A 16,506-nucleotide genomic window follows, 5' to 3' on the forward strand; every position below is an offset into this window, starting at 1 on the left:
GCAGCCTTCATCGATCCGGATTTATCGATCAGCCCTGGGCCTTCAGGCCCCATTTATCGAGGATCTTGTCGATGGTGCCGTTGGCCTTCAGCTTGGCCAGCGAGGCGTTGATCTTGCCGAGCAGCGCGCTCTCGCCCTTGCGCACGCCGATGCCGACCGAACCGACGGTGACTGGCTTGTAGCCGTCGACAAGCCGCACCTCGGGGAAGCCGCCCTGCTTCAGATTGTAGGCGAGGATCGGATAATCGGCGTAGCCGGCCTTGAGGCGACCGGTGTTCACGTCGCGCAGGATGTCCGGAATGGTGTCGTAGGCCTTCACGTCGGCGAACAGGCCGGACTTCTTCAGCGCATCGACGAAGGCGGTGCCTACTTGCGCGCCGACGGTCTCGCCCTTGAGGTCGTCCTGCGTAGCGTAGGCCTTGGTGTCGGCCTTCGGCACCACCAGGCCTTCGCCGTAAGTGTAGATCGGATCGGAGAAGTCGACGACCTCCTTGCGTGGCGCGGTGATGAACATCGCGGCCGCGATGATGTCGATCTTGCTCGAGGTCAGCGACGGGATCAGCGCCGAGAACTGCATCGGCTCAATCTGCACGTTGAAGCCGGCGTCCTTGCCGACTTCAGTGACGAGATCGACCATGATGCCCTGGATGGTGTTGGTCTTGGTGTCCAGGAACGTGAAGGGAATGCCTGTCGGCGTCGAGCCGACCTTCAGTACCTGCTGCGCCGAAGCGGGCGCCACGGCTGCCAGTGCGAGCGCCGCGACCGCGGCCAGACCAAAACGCTTCATCGCATCCCCCTTTGGGTCTGGCCGATGGCGGCGCTCGCAGGTGTCGTGATCAGACGTTGCGAGCCGAGCCGTTTCGGCCTATTTTCACCAATATGAAAATTTGGTCACACTTTCGCGGATGATGCAAGTGGTTTTCATGCACATGAAGGAAGCGGTTTGACGTGAGCGGTGGCAAAAGAATGCGCAGACCGGCCGCGATAAAGCCGGTGAAGAGGGTGAAGACCAAAGCCGTCGCCAAATCCGCCGAGCCCGCGATGGACGTCGCGGTCGGCCGCCGCATCAGGGATCTCCGGCGCGGCAGGCAATTCTCGCTGGAAACGGTCGCGGCGCGCACGGACCTGTCGATCGGCTTTCTCAGCCAGATCGAGCGCGGCCTGTCGTCACCATCGCTGCGCGTGCTGGCGACGCTCGCCGACGTGCTCGGCGTCGGCATCGCTGCATTGTTCGGCGCGAGCCCGAGCGCCGACGGCACCTCCGATCAGGTGGTGACGCGTGGGCTGCAGCGGCCCGAGCTGAAGCTCTGGCGCACCGGCGTCTCCAAGCAATTGCTCAGCCCGGCGAGCGCCGACAACAAGCTCAATCTGTTCCTGGTGCATCTGGAGCCCGGCGGCTCCACTGGCGACGAGCTCTACACCCATGACGGCGAAGAGGCCGGCCTCGTGCTCGAAGGCGAGATGATGCTGACGGTGGACAGCGAGACCTGGTCGCTGAAGACCGGCGACAGCTTTCGCTTTGCCAGCCGCCGGCCACACCGGTTTTCCAATCCGGCGCAGGATGCGAAGGCCATGGTGCTGTGGGTGAATTGCGTGACGGGAGCGGGGTGACCGCTCTCCCTCTCCCCGTTCTTACGGGGAGAGGATCGGGGTGAGGGGCCCTCTCCGCGCAAGCGGTCAGAGTGAGACTCGCGGAGGCTCCCCCTCACCCGGAATTTGCTATGCAAATTCCGGCCTCTCCCCGCACGCGGGGAGAGGCGAAGAGATCACCCAAACCGGTGCTTATACCGGTCCACCGTCAGCGCACTCACGTCGATGTCCGGCTTCTTGCCCGACAGCATGTCGGCGAGCACGCGACCCGAACCGCAAGACATGGTCCAGCCGAGGGTGCCGTGGCCGGTGTTGAGGTGGAGATTGGCGAATTGCGTCGGGCCGATCACGGGCGGGCCGTCCGGCGTCATCGGACGCAGGCCGCTCCAGAACGTCGCCTTGGCGAGATCGCCGCCGCGCGGAAACAGATCGGTCAAGGAATGATCGAGCGTGGCGCGGCGCGCGTCGTAGAGCTTGTCCGAATAGCCCGAGATTTCGGCAGTGCCGCCGACCCGGATGCGATTACCGAGCCGCGTGATCGCGACCTTGTAGCTCTCATCCATCACGGTCGATTCCGGCGCGCCGGAGGCCTCCTTGATCGGCACCGTGATCGAATAGCCCTTCACCGGATAGACCGGCAGCGAAATGCCGAGCGGCGCAACCAGCCGCGACGACCAGCTGCCGAGCGCGAGCACGTAAGCATCAGCCTGCAACATGCCGGCGCTGGTCGCGACGCCGCTGACGCGCGCGCCGTCGGTGACGATACGGTCGATCGAGGTGTTGAACATGAAGCGCACGCCGAGCGCCTCGGCATGCTTGGCCAGCGCCTGCGTGAACATGTGGCAGTCGCCGGTCTCGTCCTGCGGCAAGCGAAGCCCGCCTACGAACTTCTGCTTCACGCCGCCGAGTGCCGGCTCGACCGCGATGCAGCCCTCGCGACTCAGCACCTCGAAGGGCACGCCATATTGCTTGAGCACGGCGATGTCCTCGGCGGTGCCGTCGAGCTGGGCCTGGTAACGGAACAGCTGCAGCGTGCCTTGCGAGCGCTCGTCATACTGGATGCCGATGTCGCGGCGCAGATCGCGCAAGGAATCGCGGCTGTATTCCGCGATCGGGATCATCCGGCTCTTGTTGACCGCGTAACGCGCACTGGTGCAGTTGCGCAGCATCTTGAGCAGCCAGACCCACATCACCGGATCGAGCTTCGGCCGGATCACCAGCGGGCCGTGCTTCATCAGGAGCCACTTCACCGCCTTCACCGGCACGCCGGGGCCGGCCCAGGGCGAGGAATAGCCGGGCGACACTTCGCCGGCATTGGCGAAAGAGGTCTCCAGCGCCGGCTCGGGCTGACGGTCGACGACCGTCACCTCGTGGCCGGCACGCGCAAGGTAGTAGGCAGAGGTGACACCGATGACACCGCTGCCGAGGATCAGAACTTTCACGCTTGGTCAAACTCCCGCGGCATCACGCTCGCCGCTGCAAGGAAACAACTCGCAACGGCGAGAGCAATTATCAGGCCACCCGCTTGATGGCGTCACCCAGGATCGACACGATGTCGTCGATGTGGCTCTTCTCGACGATCAACGGCGGCGACAGCGCAAAGGAATCGCCGCTCATGCGGAAGTACAGCCCGCGATTGAAGCAGTCGACCATGACGTCGTAGCCACGCGCACCGACCGCACCGTCACGCGGCGACAGCTCGACCGCGCCCATCAGCCCGCAATTGCGGATGTCGATGACGTTGGGCAGGCCCTTCAGCGAATGCAGCGCATCGCGCCAATAGTCGGCGATCGAGGCGCCGCGCGTCAGCAGGCCTTCATCCTTGTAGATGTCGAGCGTCGCAATGCCGGCGGCGCAGGCGGTCGGGTGCGCCGAATAGGTGTAGCCATGGAACAGCTCCATGACGTTTTCCGGGCCGATCATCATGGCGTCATGCACCTTGCGATGCGCGAACACCGCGCCGCACGGAATGGTGCCGTTGGTGATGCCCTTGGCGGTGGTCATCATATCAGGCGTGACGCCGAAGAAGTTGGCGGCGAACGGCGTGCCGAGGCGGCCGAAGCCGGTGATGACCTCGTCGAAGATCAGGAGAATGCCGTGCTTGTCGCAGATCTCGCGCAGGCGCTGCAGGTAGCCCTTCGGCGGCGGCAGCACCGCGGTCGAACCGGGCACCGGCTCGACGATGACGGCAGCGATCGTCTCGGCGCCGTGCAGAGCCACCAGACGCTCGAGATCGTCGGCGAGCTCGGCGCCGTGCTCGGGCTGGTCCTTGGCGAAGGCGTTGCGGGTGAGATCGTGGGTGTGGCGGATGTGGTCGACGCCCGGCAGCAGGGTGGCGAAGGCGCGGCGGTTGGCGACCATGCCGCCGACCGAGGTGCCGCCGAAGCCGACGCCGTGATAGCCGCGCTCACGGCCGATCAGGCGGGTGCGGCTCGCCTGGCCGTTGGCGCGGTGATAGGCGAGCGCGATCTTCAGCGCGGTGTCGACCGATTCGGAGCCGGAATTGGTGAAGAAGATCCGGTCGAGGCCCTTCGGCGCGATCTCGGCGAGGCGCTCGGCGAAGTCGAAGGCCAGCGGATGGCCCATCTGGAACGACGGTGCGAAGTCCAGCGTCATCAGCTGGCGCTCGACTGCGGCGGCGATCTGCTTGCGGCCGTGGCCGGCATTGACGCACCACAGGCCGGCGGAGCCGTCGATCACCTTGCGGCCGTCGACGGTGGTGTAGTGCATGCCCTCGGCCGAGGAGAACAGGCGCGGCGCCTTCTTGAACTGCCGATTGGCCGTGAACGGCATCCAGAACGAGTCGGTCTTGATAGTGTTCGGAATCTGATGAAGGGTCACGGCCGCGCTCCTTTGCTGACCCTCTAGCAGAGCCACGGCTTCAAAAGCGCAACAAGTCCTTTTCTGGTGACCTGCAAGCCATTGATTTCGCTGGGGCTGCCGGTCCATATTTGCGCGATCCGCAACACCTGCAACACAGGACTTGGCTATGAGCGTCGACATCGGTGGACGGCTGCGATTCATCCGGGCGCGCCACAAGCTGTCGCAGCGCGAGCTGGCCAAGCGCGCCGGGGTCACCAATTCGACGATTTCGCTGATCGAATCCAACCAGATGAACCCCTCGGTCGGCGCCCTCAAGCGCATCCTCGACGGCATCCCGATGGGGCTCGCCGAGTTTTTCGCGCTGGAGCCGGAGTCGAGGCGCAAGATCTTCTACCGCGCCGAGGAGCTGACCGAAGTCGGCAAGAAGCCGATCTCCTATCGGCAGATCGGCGACAATCTGTTCGGCCGCAGCCTGCAGATCCTGAAAGAGCGCTACGAGCCCGGCAGCGACACCGGGCGCGTCCACCTCGTCCATGACGGCGAGGAAGGCGGCATCGTGATCTCGGGCAAGCTCGAAGTCACCGTCGAAGACGAGCGGCGCATCCTCAATCCGGGCGATGCCTATTATTTCGAGAGCCGCCGCCCGCACCGTTTCCGCTGCGTCGGCGGCAAACCGTGCGAGGTGATCTCGGCCTGCACGCCGCCGACGTTCTGAATCGCGAACAGTCGCATCCGGAAGGTTCCGGGCGGCCACCGGTATCTTACGGTGGTTGAGCCATCTCAATTTCCGCGCGCCGGACCGCTATATATTACGAACCGTAGCCGAGCAGCCTGGCTTAGAGGTGCTGAGGTTATGGCCCCGGACTCCTGGGTACTCCGGGGCCGCTTCGTAACAGGGGCTCGCGAAGACCACTCTTGCCAATGCGGAAGCCGCGCTCGACGAAGTCCTGCGCGACACCGACAAGCTCCGTTCGCGCGAGCTGCGCAAGGCCATCGCGAAATACATCGAAGTGCAGAAAGAGCAGATCAAGGCTCTCCGCAGGATGATGAACTGATCGTCCGCCGCAGAGCGAGCGGGCCTCGCTCCGCCTACCGCCTCAACGCTGCGTCAGCAACTCCTCAATCCGGATCGGGAATTTGCGGACGCGCACGCCAGTCGCATGCCAGACCGCGTTCGCGACCGCGCCGGCACTGCCGGTGATGCCGATCTCGCCGACGCCCTTGATGCCGAGCGCATTGACGTGCGGGTCGGGCTCCTCGACCGTGATCACGTCGAGCGGCGGCACGTCGGCATTCACGGGAACGTGGTACTCGCCGAGATTGGCGTTCATGATCCGGCCGCTGCGGCGGTCGGTGACGGCCTCCTCGTGCAGCGCAAAGGAGAGGCCCCAGATCATGCCGCCGAACAGCTGGCTTTGCACCATACGCGGGTTGACGATGCGCCCGGCGGCAAAGGCCCCGACCATGCGGGTGACGCGGACCTGACCGAGTTCGGGATCGACCTTCACTTCCGCGAACACCGCGCCATGGGCATGCATGGCATATTCCTCCATCGCCGCAGGGTTCGGCGCACCGGTGCCGTGCCCCTCGACCTCGGCGACGCCGGCGCGCGCGAGGATCTCGGCATAGCTCTCGCCGCGGCTCTCGTCATCGCGCCGGATCAGTCTGCCGTCACGCGCGATCACGCCGGCATTGCCGGCGCCGAACAGCGGAGAGCGCTCGTCATTGGTGGCGAGATCGGCGAGCTTTGCGATCACGGCCGCGCCCGCGCTGTGGATCGCCGCACCCGCGGTTGCGGTGTGCGCGGAGCCGCCGGCGATGCCGGCATCGGGCAGGTCCGATGTCCCCGCCTTGAACGTGACGCGGTCGACATCGAGGCCGACGGCGTCGGCCGCGATCTGCGCCAGTGCCGTCCAGGCGCCCTGCCCCATGTCGTGCGCGCCGATCTCCATCACGCCCGAGCCGTCGCGGCGGATCGCCGCGCGTGCTTCGGCCTGGAACATCAGCGCCGGGAAAGTCGCCGTGCCCATGCCCCAGCCGACCAGCAGGCCGGCATCGTCGCGCATCTGACGCGGCTGCAGCGGACGCTTCGCCCAGCCGAAGCGCGCCGCGCCCTGATCGTAGCAGGCCCGCAGCGCCTTTGACGAGAACGGTTTTCCCGTGATCGGCTCGACCTCGGCATAGTTCTTCAGGCGGAAGGAAAGCGGATCGATGCCGCAGGCCCACGCCATTTCGTCGATCGCGCTCTCCAGCGCAATCGAGCCGGTCGCCTCACCGGGTGCGCGCATGAACAGCGGCGTGCCGGTGTTGACGCGCACGGCGTCATGCGAGGTGCGGATGGCAGGCGCCGCATAGAGTGTGTGCGAGGCATCGGCCGCGGGCTCGTAAAAATCGTCGAACGTGCTCGATACGGTCCGCGCATGGTGATCGAGCGCGGTGAGGCGCCCCTCTCCGTCGGCACCGATGCGCAGGCGCTGGCGCGTCGGCGCGCGATGGCCGACCGGGCCGTACATCTGCTCACGGCGCAGCACCAGCTTGACCGGCTTGCCGACCAGCTTCGCCGCCATGATGCCGAGGACCGGCGGGCCGCCCATGAGCCCCTTCGAACCGAAGCCGCCACCGAGGAACGGGCTGCGGATGTGGATCTTGTCATGCGCAATGCCGAACAGCTCGGCGATGCGCGCGAGCGACAGCTTCAGGCCCTGGGTCGGCATGTCCACGGACAGCTTGTCGCCATCCCAGTGAGCCACGACCGCATGCGGCTCCATCGCGTTGTGATATTGCGGCGGCGTCTCGTAGGTCGCGTCGATCTGCGTCTCGGCCGAGGCAAGGCCCGCCTCGACATCGCCGCGGTGATTTTCGGTGGGGTTGCCGACGCCGACGACGGGCGGCACAAAACTCTCGCCGGCATCGAGGCCGATGAGCGCAGGCAGCGTCTCATAGCGCGGCGCCAGCAGCGCGGCACCTTCCGTCGCGGCTTCAAGCGTCTCGGCGATCACGACCGCGATCGGCTGATTGGCGTAGCGGACCTCGTTGCTCTGCAAAGCCTCCATCCGAAACACGAAGGGATTAGTCTTGATCTCGGGGTCGATGGCGAGGGGTGGCTTGTGGTCGGACGTCATGACATCGACGACGCCGGGATGGCGCTTGGCGGCGGCGACATCGAGCGACGCCACACGTCCGCGCGCGATGCTGGAGGTCGCGATCACCGCAAACAGCATGCCGGGCGGATGATTATCGGCAGCATAGGTCGCCTGCCCCGTGACCTTGAGGACGCCGTCACGACGGGTCAGCGGCTGGCCGATATTAGAGCCGTGGCGCAGATGGGCGGGTGCGCTGGTGAGGTTGAGCTCAGGCATGGATGGCTCCTGATGTCGAGGCAAAGGGAGAGGCCGGCAGCGCCGGCAGGCGCGCGGGCGTACCGGCGGCAGCGAGGGTCAGCGCGCGCACGACGATGCGGCGTGCGAGCTCGATCTTGAAGGCGTTGTCGCCGGACGGTTTTGCGTCGGTGAGCGCACGCCAGGCGGCTTCCTGGAAAGCATCGGCCGTGGGCGCGACGCCCTTGAGAACGTCTTCGGCAGCTCTGGCACGCCAGGGCTTTGCGGCGACACCGCCGAGCGCAAGCCGCGCTTCGGCGATCCTGCCGTTCTCGATCCGCAACGCAGCAGCGGCCGAGACCACCGCGAAGGCGTAGGAGGTTCGCTCGCGGACCTTGAGGTAGCGCGCATGCGGGGCAAATTCGCGCGCAACCGGCGGTAGGCGCACCGCAACGATGAGATCGCTCGGCTCGAGCGCGGACTCGCGCTCGGGCGTATCGCCTGGCAGGCGATGCAGCTCGTCGAGCGCGATCTCGCGCTGGCCCGCCCGCCCCTCGATCTCGACGACCGCACCGAGCGCGACCAGCGGCACGCAGAAATCGGAGGGATGCGTGGCGATGCAGCTCTCGCTCCAGCCGAGCACCGCGTGGGTGCGGTTCTCACCTTCACGCGCATCGCAACCGCTGCCGGCCTCGCGCTTGTTGCAGCGGCTGGCAGTGTCGTAGAAATACGCGCAGCGCGTCCGTTGCAGCAGATTGCCGCCGACGGTCGCGGCATTGCGCAACTGCGCGGATGCCCCGGAGAGAAGGGCTTCGGCGACGGCGGGATAGGACCTTGCAAAGTCCGCATCATGCGCGAGATCGGCGTTGCTGACGAGCGCACCGATGCGCAAGGACCCATCGGCGAGGCGCTCGATGCCGTCGAGCCCATCGAGATGCGTGACGTCGACGAGACGATCCGGACGGCTGACGCCGCCCTTCATCAGATCGAGCAGATTGGTGCCAGCGGCGAGATAGACCGCGCCCGGCTGGGCAGCGGCGGCAACCGCTTCAGTGACGGTGGCAGGCCTGACGTAATCGAACGGTCTCATGCGGAGCGCCTCTGATCGCTTTCGTCCATCTGTCCTTGCGCATCGAGCACGGCATCGACGATGCCGGCATAGGCGCCGCAGCGGCACAGATTGCCGCTCATGCATTCGCGGATGCGTTCGGGATCGTTGCCGGCCTGGCCTTCGCGCATCATGCCGATCGCGCTCATGACCTGACCCGGCGTGCAGAAGCCACACTGAAATCCGTCATGGGCGATGAAGGCGGCCTGCACGGGGTGCAGCTGGTCGCCGCGCGCAATGCCTTCGATGGTGAGGATGTCGGCGCCGTCATGACTGATCGCGAGCGCGAGGCAGGAGTTGATGCGCTTGCCGTCGACCAGAACAGTGCAGGCGCCGCACTGGCCGCGGTCGCATCCCTTCTTGGTTCCGGTGAGATGGAGGCGCTCACGCAGGAGATCGAGCAGCGTGACGCGTGGATCGTCGAGGACGAAGTCGCGCCGCGCACCGTTCACGGTGAGGCTGATGGAGTGGTTCATACAAGGCTCTCGATCAGATTTGGACATGAGTGATCGCGCAGCGCGCCACCGTCGTGGCCGCCGTCGATCCAAATTGACCGGGCAGAAGCCGGCCAACATCGAGGCGAAGATACGGAGGCTCCCTCCGCTTAACAAGGGCCAGTGGAAAAATATTGGAATTGGTCAAAACCCCGTGCGCCTCCAACGCGATGCAGCCCGGCAAGGGTTCAACGAGGGTTCAATCTAACCAATTCGTGATCTACATTGCCTGATATGGACGACCACACCGACCAGACCCGGAAGCCCCGCGCCGATGCCGTGCGCAATCGCGAGCGCGTGCTCGAAGCAGCCAAGGCCGTGTTCAACGCCGGCGGCCCGGAGGCGAGCCTGGAGGCCGTGGCCAAGCGCGCCGGCGTCGGCATCGGCACTCTCTATCGGCATTTTCCGACGCGTGAGGATCTGTTCGAGGCGGTGTACCGGCGCGAGGTCGAGCAGCTCAGCGAGCTTGCCGAGCATCTGCGAAGCGCCAAGGATCCGGTCGAGGCGCTGCGGCGCTGGCTGCAGTCCGCCGTCGAATTCGTTGCCACCAAGAAAGGCATGTTAGCCGCGCTGGCGCTGGCGTATCAGAGCTCGTCGGAACTTGCCGTTTTCTCCATGGACCGGCTGACCAAGGCGATCGGCTCGCTGCTCGAGCGCGCGGTCGCGGCCGGCCAGATGCGCGCCGATATCAGCCCGGAGGACCTGCTGCGGGCGTTTTTCGGGATGTGCTACATACACGATCAGCCGGGATGGCAATCCTCGGTGCTGCGCCTGCTCGACGTGTTCGTCGACGGATTGCGGGTGCAATCCGCTGCCAAGACCAAGGCGCGCGCGGCCAAGCCAGCCAAGCCCGCGGTGAAACGGAAGCGATAGCGCGCCCGTATTTCCCTGAGGTCATGCTAGGATCAGCATTGCCGGGATTTCAACGCGGAGCCTGTCATGCGCATTGCCGCCTTGCTCGTCGCTATCAGCATTGTCTTCAGCTCCACCGCAGCCCTCGCGGACGATGTTGCCGCGGCGCAGGGCGTGATCCGGGCCCAGGAGCAGGCCTTCGCCCGCGACGATGCGAGCGCGGCCTATTCCTTTGCCGCGCCGGCGATCCGGGAGATCTTTCCCGCGCCGGACATCTTCATGGCCATGGTGCAAAGCGGCTACGCGCCGGTCTACCGGCACAAGAGTTTTGAATTTGGCGAGAGCAAGAGCGAAGGCAGCTGGATTGCACAGCGCGTTCATATTATCGACGCCAATGGCGAAGCCTGGGAAGCGCTCTACACGCTCGAACAGCAGGCCGACGGCAACTACAAGATCACCGGCTGCTCGCTGCTGAAGGCGGGACAGGCGGTTTAGGTTGCGAAGCCAGGTCCGGTCCTGACCGACTTCATCCGCGAGCGGATCAACAGCAACACGACGATGCCGATATTGAGCGCGTTCCACGCCACGCCGTTGGCGAACGCCGCGGCGTAGGAGCCGGTGGCATCGAAGATGATGCCCGACACCCAGCCGCCGAAGGACATGCCGAACACCGAGGCGAAGATCACGATGCCGACGCGCGTCGCCGCCTCGCTCGCCGGCATCGCCTCGCGCACGATGATGGCATAGCTCGGCACGATACCGCCCTGGAACAGGCCGAACATCGCGGAGATGAGATACAGCGAGGCGAGGCTGTCGAAGAACAGATAGAACACCAGCGCGAAGCCCTGCGCCACCGATCCCACCAGCAGTGTGCGGATGCCGCCGATCTTGTCGGCGAGGAAGCCCGAGCCGATCCGGCTGACGATGCCGCAGGCCATCATCAGCGACAGCATCTCGGCGCCGCGCGCCACGCCATAGCCGAGATCGCCGCAATAGGCGACGATATGCACCTGCGGCATCGCCATGGCGACGCAGCAGGAGATGCTGGCGATCGAAAGCAGCACCGTCAGCGTGTTGGTCGAGAGCTTGAGGTCGACGCGCGGCGGCGGCGCATTGGCGTGATCCTGGACCTTGTCGTCGCCCATCTGCGCACGCAACACCAGCACCAGCAACGTCATCAGGCTGACGCAGACGATGCCGATGCCGATATGGGTGTGACGCCAGCCAACCTCCTGCATGCCCCAGTTCACGATCGGCGGCCACATCGTGCCGGCGAAGTAATTGCCGCTGGCGACGATGGTCACGGCAAGGCCGCGATAACGCTCGAACCAGTGCGAGGCCTCCGCCATCAGCGGCGCGAAGGTCGCCGACGTTCCGAGGCCGATCAGGAAATACGCCGCCACGAACTGCCAGAGATGCGCGGACAGCCCCGCGAGCACATTGGCAACGCCGAGGAAGGCGATGCTGATCGCCATCGCGGGCACGATGCCGAACCGGTCGGTGATCTTGCCGGCGATCACGCCGCCAAGCCCGAAACCGAACATCATCAGCGTGAAGGCGAGCGACACCGCGCCGCGTGTGGCACCGAATTCCGCTTGCACCACGGGAATCACGACCACGACCGCCCACATGCCGACGGCGCCGATCGAGCCGATCACAAGCGCAATAAGCAGCCGCATCCAGGCCTGACGGGAATCAGGGCTGAATGAATCAGAGCTTTGTCCTGGATGATTGGGCGCGTGCACGCGCGGAACATGTTCGCGGATCGCCTTGCGGTCAAGCATCGTGGCGCGATATTGGGCATGCGCGGTGCACTGCGGTAATAAGTTCTTGGCGAACGCGCGTTTTGCGATTAGTTTGCAATCTGCGTGAGCAAATCGCCGCGCGGAACACATGTCGGCGGAATGTTGCTGCGTTTGACACGAGCGATGCGGATCAGGGTGGGGCGGATCATCGCCCTCGCCTATCTGTTCTGCGTGCTCGCGCCGGCCGCAAGCCTCGCCTTGGGCAGCGGCCCGGCGCCGTGCCTTGATGAGGCCCTGCTGGCAGATCCCGCACCAGTCCATCATCAGATGGCGGCGGGTCATGCGCACGACGGCGCATCGCACGACCACGCGGGGGTGCACGCGCATCACCAAGCCAAGCAGGACGCGCCGGCTCAGCATGACCATGGCGGCAAGGGAACAGTCGGCCCCTGCTGTGCGATGATGTGCGTCAGCGCGTTGCCGGCCGATCTGCCGGTCGTCGCGACGCCGGTCCAGCCAATGTCCACCTGTGCGGCCGAGATCGTGGCCAGCCTGCACAGCGCGGCGCCGCCCCTGCACTACCGTCCTCCCATCGCCTGATCTGACACGACGATTTCGGGCTGTGCGCGCTTTTGCGCGCGCGGACCTGTGGTCTTTCAGATCAGGGATGAATCATGCTTACGCTTTCCGGGGCGAAGTTCGCCGCCGCATCCGCGGTGGGTGGACGACACTTTCGATTCCATTGGCCGTTGCTGGCCGTGATGGCGCTGGCGCTGTCCGGCTGCACCCCGGCAACGACGCTAGTCGCCGGCGCCGATCCCGCCGATCCCTCGGCGAAGGTCGCGCCTGTCGGCTATCGGTCGACCATTGCGCCCTACACCAGCCTGCGGCCTGCAGCGCCGGCGCCGTGGCGCGACCGCAACGACGCCGTCGCGCCGCGGCCGAAGCAAGACCGGTAGGAGCGCGCCATGACCCATCAATTCGCGCGAAGCCTGCTCGTTCTCGCCGCGCTCGGCCTTGGCGCACCCGGACTTGCCGGCTGCGCCGCGTTCTCGCCCGACAGCGGCATGACTGATGTCTCAGAGCTGACGAGCCAGACCATCAACAAGGATGTCGCCTTCGTGCGCACGCCCGAGGGAGCGGGCGCGGTTGACGCGCGCGTTCGCCAGTTATTGTCGCGGGCGCTGAGCGTGGAGGCCGCCGTTCAGATCGCACTGCTCAACAACAAGGGATTGCAAGCCGCCTATAACGAGCTGGCGCTGGCCGAGACCGATCTGGTCGAGCAGAGCCTGCCGCCCAATCCCGTGTTCTCGATCTCGCGGATCTCAGGCAACGGCGCCAGCGAGATCGAGCGCCAGGTGGTCGGCGACATTCTTGCGCTCGCCACCCTGCCGTTCCGCTCCGACATTGCCCGCGACCGATTCCGCCAGGCGCAGCTGCGCGCGGCGCTGGCGACCTTGCGGCTCGCCGCCGACGTCCGCGGCACTTACGTGCGCGCTGTCGCCGGCAACGAGATGGTGGCGCTGCTGACGGATGCGAAGGCGACGGCGGAATCGACCGCACAGCTTGCGGTCAAGCTCGGCGAGACCGGCTCGCTCAACAAGCTCGACCAGGCCCGCGAGCAGGTGTTCTACGCCGAGACCACCGCCGACCTCGCCACCGCGCGCCAGGCGGCGACGAGCGCGCGCGAAAGGCTCGCGCGGCTGATGGGATTGTGGGACGGCGGCCTCGACTTCCGTCTGCCCAATCAATTGCCGCCGCTGCCGCGCCGGCCGCAGGCACTGCCCTCGATCGAGGCCGATGCGGTGGCCCATCGCATCGATCTGCAGATCGCCCGGCTGGAGCTGACGGCGCTGGCGAAGTCGCTGAACCTCACCGAGGCGACCCGCTTCGTGACGCTGCTCGATCTCGCCGGCATCTCCCGCCGCACCAGGGATCCCGAAGGCGCGCCGTTCCGCGAACGCGGCTTCGACGTCCAGTTCCAGATCCCGATCTTCGACGGCGGCGAGGTGCGGATGCGACAGGCGGCAGAGATCTACAATCTCGCCTTCAACCGCCTGACCGAGCGCGCCGTGAACGTGCGCTCGGAGGCGCGCGATGCGTATCGGACTTACCGATCCACTTACGACATCGCCAGCCACTACCAGCGCGAGATCATCCCCTTGCGCAAGATCATCACCGAGGAGATGCAGCTCCGCTTCTCCAGCATGCAGGTCGACATCTTTGCGCTGCTCACCGAAGCACGACAGCGTCTGGCCTCGCTGCGCGGCGCGATCGACGCCCGGCAACGATTCTTCCTCGCCCAGTCCGACCTGCAGACCGCCGTCAATGGCGGCGGCGCGCCTGCTGCGGGCGGCGACACTTCAACCACCATTGCCGCGGCAGCGCCTGCCGACGGCGGCCACTGAGATGGAGGCCGGCATGTTTTCCCGCAGAGGATTCTTGGGCACCGCCGCGCTCGTCGGCGCATCCGCGGTGCAAGGCCGCGTGCAGGCGGCATCGATCCCGGAAGCTGCGCACATGGACAAGGTGGTGATGCAGCCGCCGCTGCACCCCGTCAGCGGACCGGACTATCGCCCCGTCGTGACGCTGAACGGCTGGTCACTGCCGTTTCGCATGAACGGCGACTGGAAGGAATTCCATCTCGTCGCCGAGCCCGTGGTGCGCGAATTCGCCGAGGGCATGAAGGTGAATTTGTGGGGCTACAACGGCCAGTCGCCGGGCCCGACGATCGAGGCGGTCGAGGGCGACAAGGTCCGGATCTTCGTCACCAACCGCCTGCCCGAATACACCACCGTGCACTGGCACGGCATGATCATTCCGAGCGGCATGGACGGCGTCGGCGGGCTGACCCAGCCGCACATCCAGCCGGGAAAGACCTTCGTCTACGAGTTCGAGATGAGGAAGAGCGGGACCTTCATGTACCACCCGCATTCCGACGAGATGGTGCAGATGGCGATGGGCATGATGGGCATGGTCGTCGTGCATCCGCGCGATCCGAACTTCCGGCCGGTCGACCGCGACTTCGTGTTCGTGATGAGCACCTATCGCGTCGATCCCGGCACTTATCTGCCGCTGGTCAACGAGATGACCGACTTCAACATGTGGACCTGGAATGCGCGGGTGTTTCCCGGCATCGACCCCTTGCCGGTGCGGCTCGGCGACAAGGTACGCGTGCGCATCGGCAATCTCAGCATGACCAACCATCCGATCCATCTGCATGGCCACGCCTTCGCGGTGACCTGCACCGACGGCGGCTGGGTTCCGGAGAGCGCGCAATATCCGGAGACGACGACCGACGTGCCGGTCGGTGCCGTGCGCGTGTTCGACGTGCTCGCCGACAATCCCGGCGACTGGGCGTTCCATTGCCACAAGTCGCATCACACCATGAATGCGATGGGGCACGAGGTGCGCAATCTGATTGGCGTGTCGCGCAAGGACCTCGCCAAGGCCGTCGGCAAGCTCGCGCCCGACAGCATGGCGATGGGCTCGACCGGCATGGCGATGGGCAACATGGAGATGCCCGCGCCCGACAACACGCTGCCGATGATGACCGGCACCGGCCAGTTCGGCCCGATCGAGATGGGCGGCATGTTCACCGTGATGAAGATCCGCGAGGACCTCGCGCGCGACGATTATCGCGATCCCGGCCCGTACAAGTTTCCGCAAGGCAGCGTCGCCTACGAGGTCTCGGCGCCGTCCGCAGAGCCAGCACGGCAGCAGGGCAAACCGACGCACAAGATGAAGATGTGAGCGTTTCGATGAACCACCAACTGGAGATGACGATGAAGACGATCAAGCTCGGCCTCGCGCTGGCGGCGCTTTTGACCGCGCCGGCCCTTGCGCACGACAAGCACGGGCACGCGAGTTTTTCGGCCGGCGAGCCCGGCGATCCCAACAAGCCCGCGCGCACCATCGAGATCCTGCTGAACGAGATGGACTACGCGCCTGCCAAAATCGAGGTCAAGCGCGGCGAACAGGTCCGCTTCGTGCTGCGCAATGTCGGCAAGGAGGACCACGAATTCCTGCTCGCCACCACCAAGGAGAATCTCGCGCATGCCGTCGAGATGAAAAAGCATCCCCACATGGAGCACGACGATCCCAACGGGGTCAGGCTCGCGCCGCAGAAGACGGCCGAGATCCTCTGGAGATTCAGCAAGGCCGGCACGTTCGAATTTTCGTGCCTCATTCCCGACCACCGCGACTACGGCATGGTCGGCCACGTCACCGTGAAGTAGCGACAAGGAGACTCCCATGAACCGCATCATCCGCATTGCCGCAGCGCTGACGCTGACTGTCGGCCTTACCACTGCCGCCCTCGCGGCTGGGGCCGCCTCGATCAGCGGCGAGGTCAAAAAGATCGACGAGGGCGCCGGCAAGATCACGCTCAAGCACGGGCCGGCGAAGAGCCTCGGCATGGAGGACCCCATGACCATGGTCTACCGCGTCAAGGACCCCGCGATGCTCAAGCAGGTGAAGGTCGGCGACAAGGTCACCTTCGAGGCCGAGGAGGCGGCCTCGGGGTATACGGTGACCAAGATGGACAAGGCGAAGTAGAGCCTTCGACTCGACTGTCA

The 16,506-nt window shown here is 65.7% G+C and carries 17 protein-coding genes; 10 read left to right on the forward strand and 7 right to left on the reverse strand.

The annotated features are described in order from the left end of the window. Nucleotides 1-28: 28 nt before the first annotated feature. Entirely contained in the window at nucleotides 29-787 is a 759-nt protein-coding gene (locus GGD66_RS39035) for an ABC transporter substrate-binding protein (protein WP_183261906.1), read from the reverse strand. A 179-nt stretch (nucleotides 788-966) separates the two neighbouring features. Here GGD66_RS39035 and GGD66_RS39040 point away from each other — a divergent pair, with 179 nt between their 5' ends. Continuing rightward, nucleotides 967-1,611 carry a helix-turn-helix domain-containing protein gene (locus GGD66_RS39040; RefSeq protein ID WP_183261908.1) on the forward strand — a complete coding sequence of 215 codons (645 nt, stop codon included), beginning with the start codon at nucleotides 967-969 and terminating at the stop codon, nucleotides 1,609-1,611. A gap of 155 nt (nucleotides 1,612-1,766) precedes the next feature. Here the strand turns inward: GGD66_RS39040 and GGD66_RS39045 are convergent, their stop codons facing one another. Next, nucleotides 1,767-3,032 (reverse strand): D-amino acid dehydrogenase, encoded by a 1,266-nt coding sequence (locus GGD66_RS39045; protein ID WP_183261911.1) that lies wholly within the window; start codon nucleotides 3,030-3,032, stop codon nucleotides 1,767-1,769. A gap of 70 nt (nucleotides 3,033-3,102) precedes the next feature. After that, nucleotides 3,103-4,431, reverse strand: a complete 1,329-nt coding sequence (locus tag GGD66_RS39050; RefSeq protein ID WP_177236993.1) for an aspartate aminotransferase family protein — start codon at nucleotides 4,429-4,431, stop codon at nucleotides 3,103-3,105. A 148-nt stretch (nucleotides 4,432-4,579) separates the two neighbouring features. On the opposite strand from GGD66_RS39050, the gene GGD66_RS39055 reads away from it, so the two are divergent. Continuing rightward, nucleotides 4,580-5,128 (forward strand): cupin domain-containing protein, encoded by a 549-nt coding sequence (locus GGD66_RS39055; RefSeq protein WP_008561958.1) that lies wholly within the window; start codon nucleotides 4,580-4,582, stop codon nucleotides 5,126-5,128. A gap of 382 nt (nucleotides 5,129-5,510) precedes the next feature. On the opposite strand, the gene GGD66_RS39060 is transcribed toward GGD66_RS39055, so the two are convergent. The 3 genes from GGD66_RS39060 to GGD66_RS39070 are packed head-to-tail and all read right to left on the reverse strand — an operon-like array spanning nucleotide 5,511 to nucleotide 9,314. Further along, entirely contained in the window at nucleotides 5,511-7,772 is a 2,262-nt protein-coding gene (locus GGD66_RS39060) for a xanthine dehydrogenase family protein molybdopterin-binding subunit (protein WP_183261913.1), read from the reverse strand. Then, nucleotides 7,765-8,820, reverse strand: a complete 1,056-nt coding sequence (locus tag GGD66_RS39065) for a xanthine dehydrogenase family protein subunit M (protein WP_183261915.1) — start codon at nucleotides 8,818-8,820, stop codon at nucleotides 7,765-7,767. The genes GGD66_RS39060 and GGD66_RS39065 overlap by 8 nt, the downstream gene beginning before the upstream one ends. After that, the gene (locus GGD66_RS39070) at nucleotides 8,817-9,314 is read right to left on the reverse strand and encodes a (2Fe-2S)-binding protein (protein ID WP_179734714.1); all 498 of its coding nucleotides are present in this window, start codon (nucleotides 9,312-9,314) and stop codon (nucleotides 8,817-8,819) included. Before GGD66_RS39070 ends, GGD66_RS39065 begins: the two co-directional genes overlap by 4 nt. Nucleotides 9,315-9,566: 252 nt before the next feature. On the opposite strand from GGD66_RS39070, the gene GGD66_RS39075 reads away from it, so the two are divergent. After that, nucleotides 9,567-10,205 (forward strand): TetR/AcrR family transcriptional regulator, encoded by a 639-nt coding sequence (locus GGD66_RS39075; protein WP_183261945.1) that lies wholly within the window; start codon nucleotides 9,567-9,569, stop codon nucleotides 10,203-10,205. Between the two features lie 66 nt (nucleotides 10,206-10,271). Beyond that, nucleotides 10,272-10,679, forward strand: coding sequence for a DUF4864 domain-containing protein (locus GGD66_RS39080; RefSeq protein WP_183261917.1), 408 nt, complete (start codon nucleotides 10,272-10,274; stop codon nucleotides 10,677-10,679). Here the strand turns inward: GGD66_RS39080 and GGD66_RS39085 are convergent. Then, nucleotides 10,676-11,863 (reverse strand): MFS transporter, encoded by a 1,188-nt coding sequence (locus GGD66_RS39085; protein ID WP_183261919.1) that lies wholly within the window; start codon nucleotides 11,861-11,863, stop codon nucleotides 10,676-10,678. The two genes, GGD66_RS39080 and GGD66_RS39085, sit on opposite strands and share 4 nt — an antisense overlap. A 225-nt stretch (nucleotides 11,864-12,088) precedes the next feature. On the opposite strand from GGD66_RS39085, the gene GGD66_RS39090 reads away from it, so the two are divergent. The 6 genes from GGD66_RS39090 (at nucleotide 12,089) to GGD66_RS39115 (ending at nucleotide 16,486) form a co-directional block, all read left to right on the forward strand. After that, entirely contained in the window at nucleotides 12,089-12,529 is a 441-nt protein-coding gene (locus tag GGD66_RS39090; RefSeq protein WP_179734720.1) for a hypothetical protein, read from the forward strand. A gap of 74 nt (nucleotides 12,530-12,603) precedes the next feature. Further along, nucleotides 12,604-12,888, forward strand: coding sequence for a hypothetical protein (locus GGD66_RS39095; protein WP_183261921.1), 285 nt, complete (start codon nucleotides 12,604-12,606; stop codon nucleotides 12,886-12,888). Between the two features lie 9 nt (nucleotides 12,889-12,897). Then, nucleotides 12,898-14,337, forward strand: a complete 1,440-nt coding sequence (locus GGD66_RS39100) for a TolC family protein (protein ID WP_183261923.1) — start codon at nucleotides 12,898-12,900, stop codon at nucleotides 14,335-14,337. Nucleotides 14,338-14,350: 13 nt separating this feature from the next. Then, nucleotides 14,351-15,682 (forward strand): multicopper oxidase family protein, encoded by a 1,332-nt coding sequence (locus GGD66_RS39105; protein ID WP_183261926.1) that lies wholly within the window; start codon nucleotides 14,351-14,353, stop codon nucleotides 15,680-15,682. Nucleotides 15,683-15,690: 8 nt separating this feature from the next. After that, the gene (locus tag GGD66_RS39110) at nucleotides 15,691-16,167 is read left to right on the forward strand and encodes a cupredoxin domain-containing protein (RefSeq protein WP_409362401.1); all 477 of its coding nucleotides are present in this window, start codon (nucleotides 15,691-15,693) and stop codon (nucleotides 16,165-16,167) included. Nucleotides 16,168-16,183: 16 nt separating this feature from the next. Further along, nucleotides 16,184-16,486: a copper-binding protein gene (locus tag GGD66_RS39115; protein WP_183237124.1), complete on the forward strand. Its 303-nt coding sequence runs from the start codon at nucleotides 16,184-16,186 to the stop codon at nucleotides 16,484-16,486. Nucleotides 16,487-16,506: the final 20 nt, after the last annotated feature.

Origin of the sequence: Bradyrhizobium sp. CIR48, from assembly GCF_014198315.1 — a bacterium.
Taxonomy (GTDB): domain Bacteria; phylum Pseudomonadota; class Alphaproteobacteria; order Rhizobiales; family Xanthobacteraceae; genus Bradyrhizobium.